The following is a 17,639-nucleotide window of genomic DNA, read 5'->3' as shown; positions in this document are numbered from 1 at the left end:
TACAGTTACATTTTATTTATGATTAGAACGTTCGCTTAATATTCTTTTAACAAATGCTTTCCCCGACTTTTGAGAAGCTGAACCGAGGCATTGTGTCATACGGTCAAGCAGCATCGCCATAATAACTACTGCAAGTCCTCCCTCGAATCCTTTTCCGATATTCATCTGTGTAATGCCTTCATAAACAGTTTTTCCAAGGCCGTCAGCCCCAATCATAGCAGAGATAACTACCATGGAAAGAGATAGCATAATCGTTTGGTTCAGTCCTGCCATAATCGTAGGAATCGCAAGGGGAATTCGTACTTTAAAAAGCAATTGTGACGGGGTTGAACCAAAGGATCTTGCTGCCTCTACTACATCCGCAGGCACTTGGCGTATTCCAAGATTTGTCAAGCGTACAATAGGCGGCATGGCGAAGATAATCGTGGCCACTGCACCAGGTACTGTTCCCAAATCGAAAAAGTACACAGCAGGAATCAGATATACAAAGGCTGGCATTGTCTGCATAAAATCCAATATCGGCCGTATAATCTTATTTGCCGTATCGCTCTTTGACATTACAATACCCAGAGGCAGACCTACTACTAACGCTATCAACGTAGAAGCACTTACTAAAGCGAGTGTCTGCATCGTTTTATCCCAAAGATTTAAATTAGCAATGAGAAAGAGACCAATTCCGGTGAAAATCGCAAGTCCTTTTCCGGCGATCCACCATGCCAAAAAGGCGACTATAATTATGAAAACAACGACCGGAATAGCTGAAAGGAGCCAGCTTGTGCCATCAATAATTCCAGAAAGAGCTTCCTTAATTGCTGCAAAGAAACCACTGAAATTCTTAGTCATCCAATCAATACCTTTTTCTACAAAGTCCCCTATAGGGATTTTTCCATTAAACGGCATAGTCTTCCCTCCCTTCTCCGGCAATCCCGACAAGAACGGCAGACTTCACAATAATTCCTTTTAATTTCTTATCCTCATCCACTACAGCAATAGGATAACTTGAATGCAAAAATAATGGGATAATTTCATCAATTGATGATTCGAGGCTTACCGTTTCAATATTAGTGTGAATAATAGATTCCAGTTCTTCTTTACCTTCTTTCATAAGTGAGGATACCTGATCGATAGTAACAATCCCCAGTAAAGCATTACTTTTATCTGTGACGAAAAGACTAGAGATACCTAAGTCTTTCATTCTACGGGCAGCCGTGCGGATTCCAGATTTTTCAAGAACGAGTGCTTCCGCGTTACGCATAATTGCAGAAGCTGTAATAATTTTTGCGCGGTTTACATCTTGCGTGAACTTACGGACATAATCATCAGCAGGATTTTGAAGAATTTCTTCAGCAGCACCGATCTGAACGATATTTCCGTCTTTCATAATTGCAATTCTATCACCAATTTTCAGAGCTTCATCCAAATCGTGTGTAATGAATATTATTGTCTTTTTCATTTTTCCCTGCAAAGACAGGAGCTCATTTTGCATATCCTTACGAATCAACGGATCCAGAGCACTAAATGCCTCATCCATCAGAAGAATATCCGCTTCTATAGCAAGGGCTCTTGCAAGACCTACTCTTTGCTGCATACCGCCCGACAATTCCTTTGGCATTGCATTATCATAGCCCTTTAATCCTACGATCTCCAGCATCTCCTGCGCCTTTTTCTTTCGTACTTCCGATGCCACATCCTGTATTTCCAATCCAAATGCTACATTCTCCAGTACCGTTTTATGCGGTAAAAGTGCAAAGTTCTGGAAAACCATAGCTACCTTTTTCCTTCGTACTTCACGCAGTTGGGCGGCAGATGCCTTGGCAATATCCTGGCCATCAATGAAAACACTGCCTGCTGTTGGCTCTATTAAACGGTTCAAACAACGGATAAGCGTGGACTTCCCACTACCTGAGAGACCCATTACAACGAAGATTTCCCCCTCCTCCACTGTAAATGATGCATTATTTACACCAACGCTATGCTTGTGTTTTCTTAATATCTTACCTTTGTTCATGCCTCCCTCCAACATGGGAATTACTTGTCTGGGCGAAGATCCAAATATCTTATATAGACCTTTGACTTCAACTTTTGGCATATATATCCTCCTTTTTACAAAGTAACAACACTATAATATATTCAGGTTGTCTCTTTGTATGCTAACACAGATAAAATTGTATGTCAAATTTGGAACAAAACAAAAGACTGTTGCTTTATGTCCCAAATTGGTCGCAAAACAACAGCCTTTATCTTATTAAATTATTTATTTTGAATACAAGAAACTTCTCACTCTCTCATGGCAATTTTCATCACCTACATAATAGAGTATGTCTCCCAGTGAGATTACCGCATACGGTCCAGGTGATATAATAATCTCTTCTCCGCGCCGAATTGCTATAATGGTAGCTGTCGTATTGTGCCAGAAGTTACTTTCTGAAAGATTCTGTCCAATATAAGATGCCTCTTGTGTAATCGAAATTTCAAAAGGTGAAAATGGATTAACAACACGGAATCTTTCTGTCTTGTACATTAATTCAGATACCATCGTTTTTAGTTCGGCACTCTGGGTAATTTGCTGCTCTATATTATTCAAAATATGTTTTTTCAATTCACTCATCTGACTGACTGAATCGAATTTATTAATGAAATCTACAGCCAGCTTCCTGGATTTTATAAGAACGCCGCTGCCTTTTGTGATTTCCACAATTTTCATATCGGATAAAACGTATACTGCACGCCTTGCCGTCTCAGAGGAAACCCCATATTGGCTGGCTAATGCGGAGCGGACATATATCTTTTCGCCCTCCGCATAATCACCACATGCAATCTTTGTTGCAATATCTGCAGCAATCTGCTGGTATTTCGGTATGTCAATTTTCATATGAAACCTCTAATATTATATAACTGTTCAGTCCCCTCACAGTTACATAAGCAAAATTTGCTTTATGAAAATCCATTAAAATCACCTTCAGTGATGGGATTTTCACTTATTCTTTCCACTCATTCTTACGGTCAGCGCAACAAATGCGCAGACCTACTGAACAGTTATAATATTACTTTTATTCTAACACTTATATCTCTATCATTTCATATTCTGCGTTTCCTATACCTATCTTTACGGCATGTTCTATGGAAGACTTCCAATTGGTGGCCGGAGCAGAATCTATAAAATGATCATGATGAACGTGAGGCATGCGGTCCAACTGACTTCCGGCAATAACCGGCTGCTTGTTCACAGCGTCTGCGCAAGCCAGATCCAAAGCGACCGGGTCAAAGGATGCGAACATTCCTACATCGGGTACAATCGGAATATCGTTCTCCGAGTGACAGTCGCAGTTAGGGGATATATCGATTACCAGACTGATATGAAAGTGAGGTCTATCTGAAAGAACTGCCTTGCTATATTCTGCAATCTTTCTATTTAAGATATCATTGGATTCATCTCCCGCAGCTACTATCGCATCCGTCGGACAAACACCGATGCAACGACCACAGCCTACACATTTATCGTGATCTATCGTCGCCTTTCCATTCGTAATTGAAGGTGCATCATGAGCGCATATCTTGATACAGCGGCCACAGCCTATACAGGGATCATGATTAACAGAAGGCTTACCTGCACTGTGCATCTCCATCTTACCTGCTCTGGATCCACAACCCATACCGATATTCTTAAGCGCACCCCCGAAGCCGGTAGCTTCATGACCCTTGAAATGATTAAGTGAAATGAATACGTCTGCATCCATTACTGCACGTCCTATTTTAGCTTCTTTTATGTATTCGCCGCCCTCTACAGGAACTAATTCTTCATCTGTTCCTTTTAATCCATCGGCAATGATAACATGGCAGCCTGTAGAAAATGGAGAAAATCCATTTTGATATGCCGCATCCATATGATCGAGTGCATTTTTACGTCCGCCCACATACAGAGTATTGCAATCGGTCAAAAATGGTTTCCCGCCCAGTTCCTTCACAACCTTTACTACCACTGCCGCATAATTGGGTCTGAGGAATGCCAGGTTTCCCGGCTCACCGAAGTGAATCTTAATTGCCGCATACTTTCTTTCAAAATCAATTTCTCCGATTCCTGCCTTTTTTATTAACCGTTCCAGCTTCTGTGGAAGATTCTCGCTGAACGATGTCTTCATACTTGTGTAATATACTTTTGACTTTTTCATGTTTTCCTCCATTCTACTCTAACGGACACCTGTCTTTTTCATCTTGTGACCAATAATTAAGGTTATAAATTTTATAACTATTCATCAGGTCTGCACATTTGCTGCGCTGACCGTGAGAATACACGGGAAAGTAAGAGAAAATCCATTAAGCACCATTGCTTGTCATTTTTAAGTAATCCATAACATCCAACAGAGAATAGAACTTCCCATAAAGCATGGACTCTATTTCCGGAGTAGGTTCAATGAGATCCGGTACCATAATCGGCTTCATACCGGCACGATAAGCTGAGCGTATTCCGTTTGGAGAATCTTCAATAGCAATGGCATTCGTCGGTGTAACTCCCAACTCCTCGCATGCCATCAAATAAATATCAGGCATTGGCTTGCTATGCTTTACCATATCTCCCGTAATAACAACTCGAAAATAATGAGTAATTTGGGCTTTCTCCAAATGACTCATTACAGTTTTTTTCATTGTGGATGATGCAAGTCCGATAATATATCCTTCCTTATCCAGATAATCGAGTATTTCCATAACTCCTTCTTTTATAGGAAGCCCTTCTTCAAGAAGCCTTTGCTTCATCAATGCACGCACAGTAGTACGGAACTCATCAAAGGGAAACTCCTCCCCATAAAGTTCCTTCATCAGTATTTCCGCATCATTTTTATTCAAACCGACGCAACCTCTCACACCCTCGCTCAAATCGCCAAGGCCCATTGCCTGCCCTACTTCCTCCCAACATCCACAGCTAATTCTTTCCGTATCAAATAATACGCCATCCATGTCAAATATAATTGTATTCGTCATTTTTTCGTCAATAACCTTGCCTTTTCATCCTATTTTGTAGCAGTTCAGTAACACTCACTGTTACGTGAAAATCCATTGGAATCACCTTTAGTAATGGCATTCTCACTTATCTCTTCACATATTCTTACGGTTAACGCAGTATACACGCAGAGCTACTGAATAGTTTTATTATACCCCATAAAATAGAACCTATCAAGGGTATAGGGGGCAAGTGTCATTCATCGAATAGGGTTTTCTCAATAATATCTACTGCACGCTCATTCTCCTGCTGGCAAAGAGAGATTACCTCTTCATCTCCAACTTTTGCCGCTGCTGTCGTATCCGCACCTAACTGAACAAAACTCACATAGCTATCTACTGTCTCAATTCTGGAAGCCTCCACCTTGCCAAGCTCCTGTGGGCGATCCTTATATTTCACCATCAGACTCTCCCTATATTCATTCAGCATTGTCTCCACTTCCGCAATGGAATCCTTTTTAGCTTTAATGATAATCATTCGATCGATATCCGTCTCTATACTTTGCTTCTCCGCGAAGAAATCCTCATACATATCTTCCGTAATTCCAGTCTCTGTCTCCAATTCCTCCTTCGTAAGCTCCTGATCCGGCCAATAATTATCCCCAAGAATCTCAACTACAGCCGTCCTTATTTCCCTCATCGATGCAAATGCAGAACTTTCCGCCTCCTGCACCGGCGGTACTTCTGCCTCCTGTATTTTCACATTCTCACGCTTCACATTCTCCACACTATTTGTATTAGAATCCGACACCGGACCATCCCCACAACCGCTCATCATCGGAGCTGCCAGCAACCAAACCAGCACCGTCATTATCAATGCCGCAGCAAACGAACGCATTTTCATAATTCCCTCCATTTCATCCTTCACTCATTTTTCCACGTCTTCTTACGGTCAGCACAGTAAATGTACAAACCTGTTGAATAGTTACTACTTAATGTAATAGTTATTACTTAATTCACTATCATTATTTCCCACTACAGAAAATTTATCCCATTTCCCAAATCAAAAACTTTCTATCGAACAATACCCTAAAGGTATGTTATAATGTCCGATAGGGCAGAGTTAAGTAGATGTACAAGCACCGACGTGCTTGCACAGGAAGGTGCTTACGCATCTATTTAACGAGCGAAGCGAGCGAAAAAACACTGTTTTTGAGCGCCTGCCCGGCAGATGCCAAGACACCGTTTTTAAACGCCTGCCCGGCAGATGCCAAGACACCGGTTTTGGGCCTGCCCGGCAGGTGCCAAAACACCGTTTGCTAATATTTTTGAAAGGTATCACATTATATGCTTTTTAATTCTTATATTTTTGTTTTTATATTTCTTCCTCTGGTCCTTCTTGGCTGGTATAGTCTGAATAAATTGAAGAAATACGAGTTGGCCAAAGTGTACCTTGCAGGTATGTCCTTATGGTTTTATGGCTATTTCAATACTTATTATCTCCTTGTGATTATTATCAGCATTCTCATTAATTATGCCTTGAGTTATCTGATGACCTTCTCACGGACCAAGTTCACCAACAAAATAGGACTTATTGCAGGTGTTAGTATTAACCTTACTATTCTTTTTTACTTTAAATATTATGATTTTTTCATTGATAATATTAATCATATTTTTCAGGCAGACTTTAATCTGAAGCATATTTTACTACCTTTGGGAATCAGCTTTTTTACCTTTCAGCAGATATCCTTTATTGTCGATAGATGCACCGGAAAGGCAGGGCATTATTCCTTTATTAACTATACGACCTTCGTTACCTTTTTCCCTCAGTTAGTAGCCGGACCTATCGTTCTTTATCATGAGATGATTCCTCAATTCGAGGATTTGAGCAAAAGAAGCTTTCACGTTTCTAACTTTGCCAAGGGCATTTCCCTATTTGTTCTGGGACTCGGGAAGAAAGTTCTCCTGGCCGATGTGCTCGCATTAGTTACCAACTTCGGCTTTGAGCAGACTTACTTTTTGGATACCCCCTCAACTGTCCTCGTCATTCTCGCCTATACCTTCCAGATTTATTTCGATTTCAGCGGGTACAGCGATATGGCACTGGGACTCGGATATATGTTCAACATTGCGCTCCCTGTGAACTTCAATTCTCCATATAAAGCATGTTCCGTAAAGGAGCTATGGCAGCGCTGGCATATGACTCTTTCCCGTTTCTTCGTCAGCTATGTTTACATTCCTCTCGGAGGAAGTAAGAAAGGAAGACTAAGAACAATTATCAATACAATGGTAATTTTCTCATTAAGCGGTCTATGGCATGGTGCTAACTGGACCTATGTGGCATGGGGAACCATGCAAGGTCTTTTGGTCGTATGGGATAACCTGGGAATCATAGGCATTAAAGGAAATCAGGAGAAGGTTCCTGCCAAGGTTCATATTCCCAGGTGGCTGGGATGGTTTTTTACCTTTTCCTTTTTTAACCTATCCCTATTTTTTTTCCGAAGTGCGAGTATGACTCATGCATTGCAAATGTTTAAAAATTTATTTGCTTTTAAACATACCGGCTATATCTACAAGCTGGCGGCCAAAATGGATATTCCAGAATTTTATATTGTGAAACAGGCTGTTAATCTTCTGAATCCGAATATGCTTCCTATTACCTATGTCATATTCTTCTTTATCGTTTTAGTAATCAGTGCTTTCGTGATAACGAGGAAAAATTCTTTTCAAATTATGGAAGCAACCTCTTATAGTTCCAGGTTTTGCTGGTACATTGTGATTGTATTCGTATGGTCTTTGATTTCCTTCTCACAGGTCAGTACGTTTATTTATTTTAATTTCTAATAAAGGTATGGTTATTAACGTGGAAAAAAAATTTATTTTATCTTTTTTAAAGAGAATTGCTGTCCTAATGGCAATTATTGCAATATTTGTCATCGCTTTCGATCCATTTTTTCATTATCACAAGCCATGGTTCTCGCTAAAGGCAGTGCTGACAGATAAAGAGTACCAGTGCATCGGTACGCTGCGCACCTTCGATTACGATAGCTTAATCGTCGGTTCCTCCGTTTCAGAAAATTATAATAACGGCTGGTTTAACGATGGCTTCGGAACCAGTACGATAAAAGCTGTTCGTTCTTACGGCGCTACTGCTGATCTATGCTATCTTCTCGATGTTGCCTATGAGTCGCATAACTTGGAGTATGTATTCTACAGCATGGACACCTCTTCCCTCGCTGCCGATCCGGTACCTACCTATGAGTTGACCGGCTGTCCCATGTATTTATATAACAAAAATTATTTCGATGATGTGGAATACCTCTATAACAAAGGCGTACTCTTCGAAAAAATACCTTATATGATTGCCAATTCCCTTATTGGTGACTATGACGAAAATGATTCTTATAATTGGGCACAGTGGAAGGAATTCAATCAGGATATGGCTTTGAATGTCTATTTTCGCACTCCCGATATCGCACCTATGAAGGAGAAGGACTATTATGAGGATGTATTACATGCCAATATCTCTTTAGTAGAAGAACAAATCAAGGCGCATCCGGAGACCGAATTCAAATTCTTCTTCCCCGCCTATTCTATCCTATGGTGGGATAATACCTACCGTACAGGCGATTTGGAAGCTTATCTTTATAATATGGAAGTGGCTGCAGGCAGACTACTTACCTATGAGAATGTAGAAATGTTTTATTTTCAAGATGAGAAGGAGATTATAACAGATCTTAATAATTATATGGATACCCTGCATTTTTCACCGGAAATCAACCGATATATGGCACAGCAAATCATTGATGACAACAATCCTCTTACTTTGGAGAATTACAAACAGACCTTTTCTGATATGCGGGATTTTTCCTATGAAATAATTAATGAATTAATACTTCCCTATGAGGACCTTATCAAGGTCGATACCTCAACTAATTAAAAGGCACGGAGTGCTTTATTCAATATTGCAAAGAAGCTGCTTATCATCCTATATGGACGGTAAACAGCTTCCCTTTTAATTATCTTCTTTTGTACAGTGATAACAGTAAAAATTAAGTAACAATCCGATTACTGATTATTCAGCATCTGTAACTTCTTCTTCTGTAACTTCTGCATCTGCATCTACAGCATCTGCGTCAGCTTCTTCTTCTGTAACTTCTTCAGTTGCTTCTTCTGTAGCTTCTTCAGCAACTTCTTCTGTAGCTTCTTCTACTACTTCTTCTGTAGCTTCTTCTACTACTTCTTCTGTAGCTTCTTCCACTACTTCTTCTGTAACTTCTTCAGCTGCTTCTTCAACTACTGCTGTTTCTTCTGTTACAGGTGCTTCGCTGTTTCCGCAAGCCACCATCAATGTTGCACATGTTGCAACTGCTGTTAATAATAATACCAATTTCTTTTTCATAATTTTTCTCCTCCTAGAAATATGAAATATTTGTTGACCCAGACCTTTCAGATGTTGCGTCTGCATCAACTTTTAACATAATATGTCATAAATGTGTCCAATGTGTGAACAAATTCTTGATTTTTTATTAACACCTTTGATTTTATTTTGAATAATCGTTATAAACACCGTAAAATGGGGATTTTCTCAAAATCAATTTACAAATTCATTTTTTTTATTTAAACTATAAAAGAACTTAAATTTATCAATCAAGCGGTATATATGACGATTGGTTGTGAAATGATAGCATTACGAAAGGATGAGAACATATGAAATTAATATCATGGAATGTAAATGGACTTCGCGCTTGCGTAGGAAAGGGATTTCTCGATTTTCTAAAGGCAGAAGATGCCGATATTTTCTGTATCCAGGAATCTAAATTGCAGGAGGGCCAGATTGAACTCGATCTTCCCGGTTACTATCAATATTGGAATTATGCTGAGAAAAAAGGCTATTCAGGAACTGCCATATTCACAAAAGAAGAGCCTCTCTCTGTCGCTTATGGCATGGGAATCGAAGAACATGATCACGAAGGCCGCGTAATTACGCTGGAATATCCTGATTTCTATATGATTACCGTGTATACGCCCAATTCACAGGATGCTCTTGCCAGATTATCTTATCGCATGCAATGGGAAGAGGATTTTCTCACCTATTTAAAAAGGTTAGAAGAGAAAAAGCCCGTCATTATCTGCGGTGATTTAAATGTGGCTCATAAGGAAATAGATCTAAAGAACCCTAAAACCAACCGCAAAAATGCAGGCTTTTCAGATGAAGAGAGAGAAAAGTTCACTATACTAACTAATTCAGGCTTTATCGATACCTTCCGTTATTTCTACCCGGATAAAGAAGGTGCTTATTCCTGGTGGTCCTATCGATTCAGTGCCAGAGCTAAAAATGCCGGTTGGCGGATTGACTACTTTCTCGTATCCGAATCTCTTAAGGACCGTCTGAAGGATGCAGTCATTTATTCCGATATACTGGGCTCTGACCATTGCCCTGTAGGGTTATTCTTGTAATTGCACGAGGTATTCAGGACCTGCCAGCGTCTGCTGTACTTCATCAGATCCATCATAATAATGAAGCAGCAGCCCCACTACTCTCGTGTAGCTCAAGATACCGTCTTCTATACCATTAAGTACAAGCGTAGTCTCCGATATTTTGTCGGAGACTTTATCTACGACCTTCGTCTGAATTACGGCCTTTTCTTCCACCTTCCGCCATGTCTCCTTTTCTAAGAATATATTTTCCTCCTTGACTTGAGGGGATATTTTTACATGGGAATTATATACTTCCTGATCTCTTCCGATGGCTTCATAGAATTCATTATTAATGTAATTTAATATGCTAAGATATCCGCTGTATTGAAAAGTTACATCGGGAGAATTCACGCAAGCCAGAAATCCAATGAGATTCGCTTCCTCTTCATATAAGAATCCCTTTAAATGTGCATATTCATGGCAAATGGTCGCAGGACGATTAATTTCGTGCATAATGCCATTATAATTAGCTTCCATAGAAAACGGGAAGAAATACCCCTTCATCTTCTGCTGGCTGAAAAAGTTAGAGAAATATAAGGTCTTCGGCATCGGATAATATCCCGCAAGCTGCTCACAGTTTACGCTTAGATTCTTCATCGCCTCTATCGTAAGTTCTTCCATATTCTCAGGATGAATAATATTCCCTTCCTCATCCCGCTCCACCTTCTTAGCCAATTCATTCGTTCTGATTACAACATAATCCCGAAGTCCCGCCAATTCCTCTAATGTATACTCCTTCTGTAGAAGATCCTGAAGCATCGGGTCATCGGCTGCCATTTTATCGAACATTCCATATCTCTCCATCAAAGAGGAACTATGATACGGAATAAAACAAGTCAAGGTCATCATTGCAAATACTCCGGCAAATATCCATATATAAGCGGTAAGATACTTTCTGCAAACCGTTATTACTTTCTTATATGGAGAAGAATTCCTGAATCCTAATAAAAAAATGACCGCAACAAATCCTAGTATCACGGCTATTACCGTTACTACCAGACTTACTGCAATCATTATCTCTCCCACAGAAAAAGGGAATATCCCCATAAAACGTCCATATGTATTAACCCAAAACGGATAAATATTACGTACATAAAAATCACAAAATGCAGGGCTTTCCCATGCCACAGCATTAATCGCTGCCATAAATGCGAAAATCCCCAATAATACCAAGAACCCTCTCCGCCTCATCCCGCACCTCCTATGAAGTTCGTTATAGTTCAGCCTTCGACTGAACTGTTACTGAAATTCACCTAAGTCTCCCCGTAGGAAACCAATCCGCTGTCTATGATTCCATCATACCAGCAACATATGAAGTGGGAATGATAATTTGTAAATAATTTGTTAATAATCTATAAAATATATTATTTATATTATATTTATTTGTAAGTATTATACAATACTTCCATTATTTTCATATCTTATTTTCTTTTCTATCGTAACTCACTTTTTATTTCTTCAAAAATTAATGAAATCTTCAATATTTCTTCTTTAGATTGGTATATTATTATATTAACTTTTAATGCTATAAATGGTAAAACCTTCAGGAAAGGATCTTACTTTATGACGTTTTCCAACAAATACCGCCTCGCCTTTATTTTTGTTATCATTTTTATACTTCTCTTCACCTTAGTTTTTCTTTTCCTACGTCGCCCTACATTTATGCCTTCCTCAGATAACCTGACTACTTATCAAATTCGGATTCCCGGCGTACAAGAAACTTACCAATTTCTATATATAACGGATACCCATATTGTACTTCCTAAGGAAAAAGATGGTCAGCAAATATTCGAATATGCATCCAGCCGTCTTAATACCTTTTCTCAAGATGGGGTTTCTTCTTCCGACCAGTTCCCGGGATGGGTTCATTATGCCAATACGAAAGGCTTCGATGGACTTCTTCTTGGAGGGGATATTATCGACTCTCCCTCTGCCTCTAACCTAAGCTATTTGCAAGCTTCTCTCGAGAAGATAAACATACCATACATCTATACACTGGGAAATCACGACTGGACTTTCCCCTGGGAATATATGACAGAGGAAAGCAGCACTAAATATCTTCCCCTCCTCGCTCCCTATATGGACAATAACACTTCCATCCATTCCATAGAATATGAGGAATTCATCATTGTATCTGTGGATAACAGCAGTAACCAGATTAAACCTGATGCTTTGGAGGAATATAAGACAATACTTGCCCAGGAAAAACCTGTAATTCTTATGCTTCATGTTCCCCTTTACACTCCGTCTATCTTAAAAAAGGCCTCCGGCATATGGCAAAACGGAGTCATTCTTGGGGGCGGTATTCATGGCGGAATTTATCCCAATGATGTTTCTGCACAATTCATTGCTTTGACCACTGCTAAAGACAGCCCTGTAGAAGCAGTCCTTGCCGGGCACGTTCATTTCGCTGAGAAAAGTGATATCATCGGAGAAAAAAGCATACCGCAAATTACCGGAGATGCCGGATTCAAAGGAATGGGGACGATTATCCAAATCTCCGGCGAATAAATAGTAATGAGGAAAAAATAAACAGGCCCCTGTCTATTTGACAGAAGTCTGTTTAAAGGTATTGCTTACTATTAAATAACGTATTGCTCTAAATATTTCTTACTCAATAAAATACTTTTATAAATATCTTCCTGACTTTCTTCAAAAGCTCTATCTTCAACTTCAATGCAACTATAGCCTTTATATCCAATGTCTGTTAATGCACTCACATATTTACCCCAATTCACGTCGCCCAAGCCGGGAAGCTTAGGTTCCATGTATTCCAGCGGATATGCCATAATGCCTACATCATTTAATTTATCGAGATTTACTTTAATATCCTTATAGTGGACATGGAAAATCTTATCCTTAAATTCATAGAGTGGTTTGATATAATCCATCTTCTGCCATACAAAATGGGAAGGATCATAGTTAAGCCCGAAGTAATTGCTGGGAATCAATTCGAAAAGTTTCCTCCAAATCTTCGGAGTCGTTGCAAGGTTCTGTCCTCCGGGCCATTGGTCGCGTCCGAAAAGCATCGGACAGTTTTCAATTGCCACTTTCACCTTATGCTCTTCTGCCAGCTTAATAATTGACGGCCATATTTCTTGAAATAACTCCAGATTCTCTTCATAGCATTTCGTCTGATCACGCCCGATAAAGGTCGTTACCATCCCTACACCCAATTTATCGCTTGCAATAATTACCTTTTTTAAATGTTCTATATTAGCTTCCTGCTTCTCCAAATCTCCATCCATGGGATTCGGATAGAATGCCAAAGAGGAAATCTCCACTTTCTTATCCTTACAATAAGCTTGTATATAAGCTACTTTTTCATCATCTAAGTTTTCCACATCGATATGGCTTACTCCCGCATATCTGCGCTCTGATTTCCCCTGAGGCCAACAGGCAACTTCCACACAGGCAAATCCCATTTCAGCCGCCTTATCAATCAATTCTTCAAATGTTAAACTATCTAAAATTGCACTTACAAAACCCAATTTCATATTTAATAACCAGTCCTTTCTCAATTATTCCTTTTTATTTAAAACAGTCTGTAACAACACTGCTACGATAATAATCAGTCCCTTGATTGCGGATACAAGGAAGGTCGGAACTCCGAGCAGGTTCATCATATTATTAATAATACCTAATGTTAAGGCTCCAAATATAGTGCCTATAATCTTACCACGCCCACCGGACATACTCGTGCCACCGATTACAACGGCTGCAATTGCATCCATTTCGTAGGAACTTCCTGATGATGCAGAATTCATACTTCCTAAGCGGGCTGCCTCTATTATCGCTGCCATACTCACAAGAAAGCCGGAGATTGCATATGTAATTACTTTAATTTTATTTACATTAATACCGGAAAGTAAGGTTGCTTTTTCGTTGCTTCCCACTGCATAGATATGTCTGCCTGTTGCCGTTCTGGCTGCAAATATTGCTATAATTACACTAAGTATAAGCCAATATATAATGATTATGGAGACACTGCCTCCCAACTTCGTGTTGGAGATTGCGATAAAGGCATCCTTGGCACTGCCCTCTACACGGATGCCCCCTCCATTGAAGAAGTGTTGAGATACGGAACGATAGATACTCATCGTTCCCAGCGTTACAATAAATGGCGGAATATTGAATCTGGATATTAATATTCCAGTTACGGCACCGGTAAATGTACCGAACATTAAAGCTGCCAATATTCCAAGAGGAATATTACCCGTCGCATTCAGTACAGAAATTGCAATAAGTCCGGATGCTGCAAGTTGAGAACCTACCGATAGATCAATTCCCCCTGTTATGATAATAAGGGTCATACCTAAAGCAATAATTCCTATAATGGAATTATTCAAAAAGATATTTAGAATATTTCTGGCATTCAGAAAAGTGCTGCCGTTCAATATTACTGTAATGATAAACAAGGCTATCAAGGCAACTAATGCACTATTTCCACTTATAAACTTCCTTACATTAAGTCTTTTTTCTATGACTTTGTCTTTGCTCATTCCATTTCCTCCGTCCCATGATTTATGCTCTTATCCACCGCTCCTCCGGTTGCCACACACATAATATTTTCTTCCGATATTTCACTTCTGGAGAATTCACCTCGAATCTCTCCATGGAACATAACATAAGTTCTATCACAGGTCATAAAGATCTCCTGAGCTTCACTCGATAGAATCACGAAGCTTACACCCTGTTTTGCCAACTCCATAATGATACTGTATATCTCCAGCTTAGCACCGATATCGACTCCCTGTGTGGGATTATCCAGAATCACAAGCTGAGGACTGGTTCCAAGCGCTTTAGCAAGTACCGCTTTCTGTTGATTCCCTCCCGATAAGGAGGTAATTAAGTTCTGCAGATCACTTACTTTTATATTAAGATTCTTTACATAATTATCGTTAAATTCTTTTTCCATCTTTCTGTTGATAAGACCATGTCTTTTTAATCTTTTCAGCATGGGAAGAGACATATTTTCCGCTACGGAAAGGTCTTTAATAATACCATTTTCTTTTCTATTCCTCGGTACATAACTAATCCCCAAACTTTGGGCTAACGATGTAGATGTCATTTTTACAAGCTTACCATTTACATAGATTTCTCCGTCATACTTATCCTTAGTACCGAATACTGCCTCGAACAATTCACTTCTTCCATCTCCCAGAAGTCCTGTGACACCGATTATTTCACCTTTTTTTACATATAAGTTAATATTTCTGAACTCTCGGCCACGTTCTAACGCCTTTAGTTCCAGAACCGTTTCTCCAATATCTCTTGCCTTGTAAATATCATTGTAAGATAATTCCTTACCTACCATATGCTTAGCCAACATATGTTCTGTCGTTTCCTCATTTACTTCTCCCTTAGCAACAACTTCACCATCTCTCATGATCGTATAGCTATCACAGATTTCAATTACTTCATTTAATTTATGAGAAATAAAAACTATGCTGACTCCTTGCTCTTTCAAGGTTCTCATAATAGTGAAAACCTGAGCAATCTCCACATCCGTAAGCGATGTCGTCGGTTCATCCATAATAATAACCTTAGCATCCTTAAGTAAAGCCTTACCTATTTCAATAATCTGCTTATAGGAGGCATTTAAGTCACTCACTAAGGTTCCGGGATGAACTGTAACGTTCATTCTCGCAAGTATTTCTTTCGCCCTTGCTTCCATCGTCTTTTTATCTAAAAAGATATGATTCTTCTTCTCTGCTCCGAGAAAAAGATTCTCTGTAACATTTAAATCATTAATTAATGCTAATTCCTGATGAATAAATGCAATTCCCATCATATCTGCAATTCCGGGAGTCATCATATTCTGAACTTCCCCGTTCATGGCAATCCTACCTTCATCATACGGTAAGATACCTGAAAGTATATTCATCAGAGTAGATTTTCCAGTTCCATTCTCTCCCAATAAAGCGTGAATACTTCCTGGTTTCAAAGATAAATCCACTGACTTTAATACTAAGTTAGGCCCAAAGGATTTTTTGATTCCCTGCATTTCAATGATATAGTTATTCACTGCATTCTTTCTCCTTTCAAAAGGGGGATATATTTCGGCACTTAGGTCCGACTTAGCTTCAGCAGTAAAAATAAATCCACGTATTCTTACGGTCCGCGCAGTAAATGCGCGGACCCGCTGAATAGTTACGAACAATAATTATTTAGTACGGTGAACTTTCATCAAAGAATTCTGCAACATTATCAGGGTTTACAATTGTACTGGGGATAATGTTGTCCTTATCTACCTGCTCACCTTTCAAAAGGGAAACTGCCAAATCAACAGCATCCATCATCATGATTGGACTGTAAGTAGCAGAGAACAATGTCATATCTGTAGTTTCAGCAATTGCTTTGAAATAGCTCTGGCTTCCGCCGCCTCCAGAGATTGCTTTGATATCTGTTCTGCCTGCTTCTTTGATGGCTTGTATGAATCCCATGGAAGATTCATCATCGAGAGAGTAGATTGCATCCAACTGAGCATTAGCAACTAATAAATCTGATGCTGCTTTCAATCCTTGTTCCTGTGCGAAACCTTCTGCTGTGAAGTCAACAAGAACGATATCCGGATATTGTTCTGCCATAGTTGTTTTAAATCCATCTACACGTTCTGTGCTTACAGAACCTGAGCTAGGTACGTTTTCTACCGCTACAGTACCTTGACCGCCTAATATCTCACCGATGTATTTCGCACTTGCAACACCCATATCGCCATTATTTCCTGCAATATATGCGTTGTAATCCACATCGATTTTACGGTCGAATACTACCAAAGGAATTCCTGCATCGATAATTTCCTGAGCTGCTATTGTAACTTCATCATTATGAGGGAACATAACAACTGCCGCACTTCCTGCTGCAATAGCATCCTGAATATCATTAGCCTGTGCGTTTACACTATCAGACTGATAAGTTTTGTAATCAAGACCTAATTCTTTACATCTTAATTCTGCATAATAAGTAACACCTGCAAGCCAGCCATGTTCTGCAGAAGGTGCGATAATAGCAATCTGTCCCTCAACTGCTGCTTCTTCTGTCTCAGTCTCTGATGTAACTTCTTCTGCCGCTTCTTCCGTTGCTGATTCTTCTGTTGTTACTTCTTCTTGTGTAGCTTCCTCTGCTGCGGTTTCTTGTACTGCACCACTGTTTCCACATCCGATTAAAGATACTGCAACCAGTGTACATGCCAATAAACCTGCGATTAACTTCTTCTTCAT

The 17,639-nt window shown here is 39.5% G+C and carries 16 protein-coding genes; 4 read left to right on the top strand and 12 right to left on the bottom strand.

Features of this window, described 5'->3' with window-relative positions:
• Positions 1-12 precede the first annotated feature (12 nt).
• The 6 genes from RBB56_RS09600 to RBB56_RS09575 all read right to left on the bottom strand — a co-directional run bounded on the left by RBB56_RS09600 (position 13) and on the right by RBB56_RS09575 (position 5,839).
• Positions 13-900 (bottom strand): ABC transporter permease, encoded by an 888-nt coding sequence (locus RBB56_RS09600; protein ID WP_306718634.1) that lies wholly within the window; start codon positions 898-900, stop codon positions 13-15.
• On the bottom strand, positions 890-2,089 hold the full coding sequence (locus tag RBB56_RS09595; RefSeq protein ID WP_306718633.1) for a quaternary amine ABC transporter ATP-binding protein: 1,200 nt from the start codon (positions 2,087-2,089) through the stop codon (positions 890-892). The genes RBB56_RS09600 and RBB56_RS09595 overlap by 11 nt, the downstream gene beginning before the upstream one ends.
• Before the next feature lie 165 nt (positions 2,090-2,254).
• Entirely contained in the window at positions 2,255-2,872 is a 618-nt protein-coding gene (locus RBB56_RS09590; RefSeq protein ID WP_306718632.1) for a GntR family transcriptional regulator, read from the bottom strand.
• A gap of 190 nt (positions 2,873-3,062) precedes the next feature.
• A complete protein-coding gene (locus RBB56_RS09585; protein WP_306718631.1) occupies positions 3,063-4,169 on the bottom strand; it encodes a DUF362 domain-containing protein in 1,107 nt (368 codons plus the stop codon).
• 145 nt (positions 4,170-4,314) lie between these two features.
• The gene (locus tag RBB56_RS09580; protein WP_306718630.1) at positions 4,315-4,977 is read right to left on the bottom strand and encodes an HAD family hydrolase; all 663 of its coding nucleotides are present in this window, start codon (positions 4,975-4,977) and stop codon (positions 4,315-4,317) included.
• 214 nt (positions 4,978-5,191) lie between these two features.
• Complete coding sequence (locus RBB56_RS09575) at positions 5,192-5,839, bottom strand: DUF4358 domain-containing protein (RefSeq protein ID WP_306718629.1); 648 nt, start codon at positions 5,837-5,839, stop codon at positions 5,192-5,194.
• Between the two features lie 443 nt (positions 5,840-6,282).
• Here RBB56_RS09575 and RBB56_RS09570 point away from each other — a divergent pair, with 443 nt between their 5' ends.
• The gene (locus RBB56_RS09570) at positions 6,283-7,779 is read left to right on the top strand and encodes an MBOAT family O-acyltransferase (protein WP_306718628.1); all 1,497 of its coding nucleotides are present in this window, start codon (positions 6,283-6,285) and stop codon (positions 7,777-7,779) included.
• A 67-nt stretch (positions 7,780-7,846) separates the two neighbouring features.
• Positions 7,847-8,875 carry an SGNH/GDSL hydrolase family protein gene (locus tag RBB56_RS09565; protein WP_306718627.1) on the top strand — a complete coding sequence of 343 codons (1,029 nt, stop codon included), beginning with the start codon at positions 7,847-7,849 and terminating at the stop codon, positions 8,873-8,875.
• A 135-nt stretch (positions 8,876-9,010) separates the two neighbouring features.
• Here the strand turns inward: RBB56_RS09565 and RBB56_RS09560 are convergent, their stop codons facing one another.
• Positions 9,011-9,337, bottom strand: a complete 327-nt coding sequence (locus RBB56_RS09560) for a hypothetical protein (RefSeq protein WP_306718626.1) — start codon at positions 9,335-9,337, stop codon at positions 9,011-9,013.
• A 308-nt stretch (positions 9,338-9,645) separates the two neighbouring features.
• On the opposite strand from RBB56_RS09560, the gene xth reads away from it, so the two are divergent.
• Complete coding sequence (gene xth, locus RBB56_RS09555; protein WP_306718625.1) at positions 9,646-10,395, top strand: exodeoxyribonuclease III; 750 nt, start codon at positions 9,646-9,648, stop codon at positions 10,393-10,395.
• Here the strand turns inward: xth and RBB56_RS09550 are convergent.
• Positions 10,384-11,607, bottom strand: a complete 1,224-nt coding sequence (locus tag RBB56_RS09550; protein ID WP_306718624.1) for a DUF3810 domain-containing protein — start codon at positions 11,605-11,607, stop codon at positions 10,384-10,386. The two genes, xth and RBB56_RS09550, sit on opposite strands and share 12 nt — an antisense overlap.
• Before the next feature lie 372 nt (positions 11,608-11,979).
• Between RBB56_RS09550 and RBB56_RS09545 the strand changes: the two genes are divergently transcribed.
• Positions 11,980-12,927: a metallophosphoesterase family protein gene (locus RBB56_RS09545; protein ID WP_306718623.1), complete on the top strand. Its 948-nt coding sequence runs from the start codon at positions 11,980-11,982 to the stop codon at positions 12,925-12,927.
• A 71-nt stretch (positions 12,928-12,998) separates the two neighbouring features.
• Here the strand turns inward: RBB56_RS09545 and RBB56_RS09540 are convergent, their stop codons facing one another.
• From RBB56_RS09540 to RBB56_RS09525, 4 genes are all read right to left on the bottom strand, one after another.
• Entirely contained in the window at positions 12,999-13,913 is a 915-nt protein-coding gene (locus RBB56_RS09540; protein ID WP_306718622.1) for a sugar phosphate isomerase/epimerase family protein, read from the bottom strand.
• A 24-nt stretch (positions 13,914-13,937) separates the two neighbouring features.
• Positions 13,938-14,918: an ABC transporter permease gene (locus tag RBB56_RS09535; protein ID WP_306718621.1), complete on the bottom strand. Its 981-nt coding sequence runs from the start codon at positions 14,916-14,918 to the stop codon at positions 13,938-13,940.
• Positions 14,915-16,444, bottom strand: a complete 1,530-nt coding sequence (locus RBB56_RS09530; protein ID WP_306718620.1) for a sugar ABC transporter ATP-binding protein — start codon at positions 16,442-16,444, stop codon at positions 14,915-14,917. Before RBB56_RS09530 ends, RBB56_RS09535 begins: the two co-directional genes overlap by 4 nt.
• Before the next feature lie 142 nt (positions 16,445-16,586).
• Positions 16,587-17,639 (bottom strand): substrate-binding domain-containing protein, encoded by a 1,053-nt coding sequence (locus RBB56_RS09525; RefSeq protein WP_306718619.1) that lies wholly within the window; start codon positions 17,637-17,639, stop codon positions 16,587-16,589.

The sequence above is a fragment of the Kineothrix sp. MB12-C1 genome (assembly GCF_030863805.1).
GTDB lineage: Bacteria > Bacillota > Clostridia > Lachnospirales > Lachnospiraceae > Kineothrix.
The sequence above is the reverse complement of the archived record's forward strand: the minus strand, read 5'-3'. Positions and strand labels throughout refer to the sequence as shown.

Coding starts and splice junctions, on each gene's coding strand:
- RBB56_RS09560 (WP_306718626.1), bottom strand. CDS start 9,337: ATGAAAAAGAAATTGGTATTATTATTAACAGCAGTTGCAACATGTGCA.
- RBB56_RS09600 (WP_306718634.1), bottom strand. CDS start 900: ATGCCGTTTAATGGAAAAATCCCTATAGGGGACTTTGTAGAAAAAGGT.
- RBB56_RS09595 (WP_306718633.1), bottom strand. CDS start 2,089: ATGCCAAAAGTTGAAGTCAAAGGTCTATATAAGATATTTGGATCTTCG.
- RBB56_RS09540 (WP_306718622.1), bottom strand. CDS start 13,913: ATGAAATTGGGTTTTGTAAGTGCAATTTTAGATAGTTTAACATTTGAA.
- RBB56_RS09565 (WP_306718627.1), top strand. CDS start 7,847: ATGGCAATTATTGCAATATTTGTCATCGCTTTCGATCCATTTTTTCAT.
- RBB56_RS09580 (WP_306718630.1), bottom strand. CDS start 4,977: ATGACGAATACAATTATATTTGACATGGATGGCGTATTATTTGATACG.
- RBB56_RS09585 (WP_306718631.1), bottom strand. CDS start 4,169: ATGAAAAAGTCAAAAGTATATTACACAAGTATGAAGACATCGTTCAGC.
- RBB56_RS09525 (WP_306718619.1), bottom strand. CDS start 17,639: ATGAAGAAGAAGTTAATCGCAGGTTTATTGGCATGTACACTGGTTGCA.
- RBB56_RS09545 (WP_306718623.1), top strand. CDS start 11,980: ATGACGTTTTCCAACAAATACCGCCTCGCCTTTATTTTTGTTATCATT.
- xth (WP_306718625.1), top strand. CDS start 9,646: ATGAAATTAATATCATGGAATGTAAATGGACTTCGCGCTTGCGTAGGA.
- RBB56_RS09590 (WP_306718632.1), bottom strand. CDS start 2,872: ATGAAAATTGACATACCGAAATACCAGCAGATTGCTGCAGATATTGCA.
- RBB56_RS09535 (WP_306718621.1), bottom strand. CDS start 14,918: ATGAGCAAAGACAAAGTCATAGAAAAAAGACTTAATGTAAGGAAGTTT.
- RBB56_RS09570 (WP_306718628.1), top strand. CDS start 6,283: ATGCTTTTTAATTCTTATATTTTTGTTTTTATATTTCTTCCTCTGGTC.
- RBB56_RS09550 (WP_306718624.1), bottom strand. CDS start 11,607: ATGAGGCGGAGAGGGTTCTTGGTATTATTGGGGATTTTCGCATTTATG.
- RBB56_RS09575 (WP_306718629.1), bottom strand. CDS start 5,839: ATGAAAATGCGTTCGTTTGCTGCGGCATTGATAATGACGGTGCTGGTT.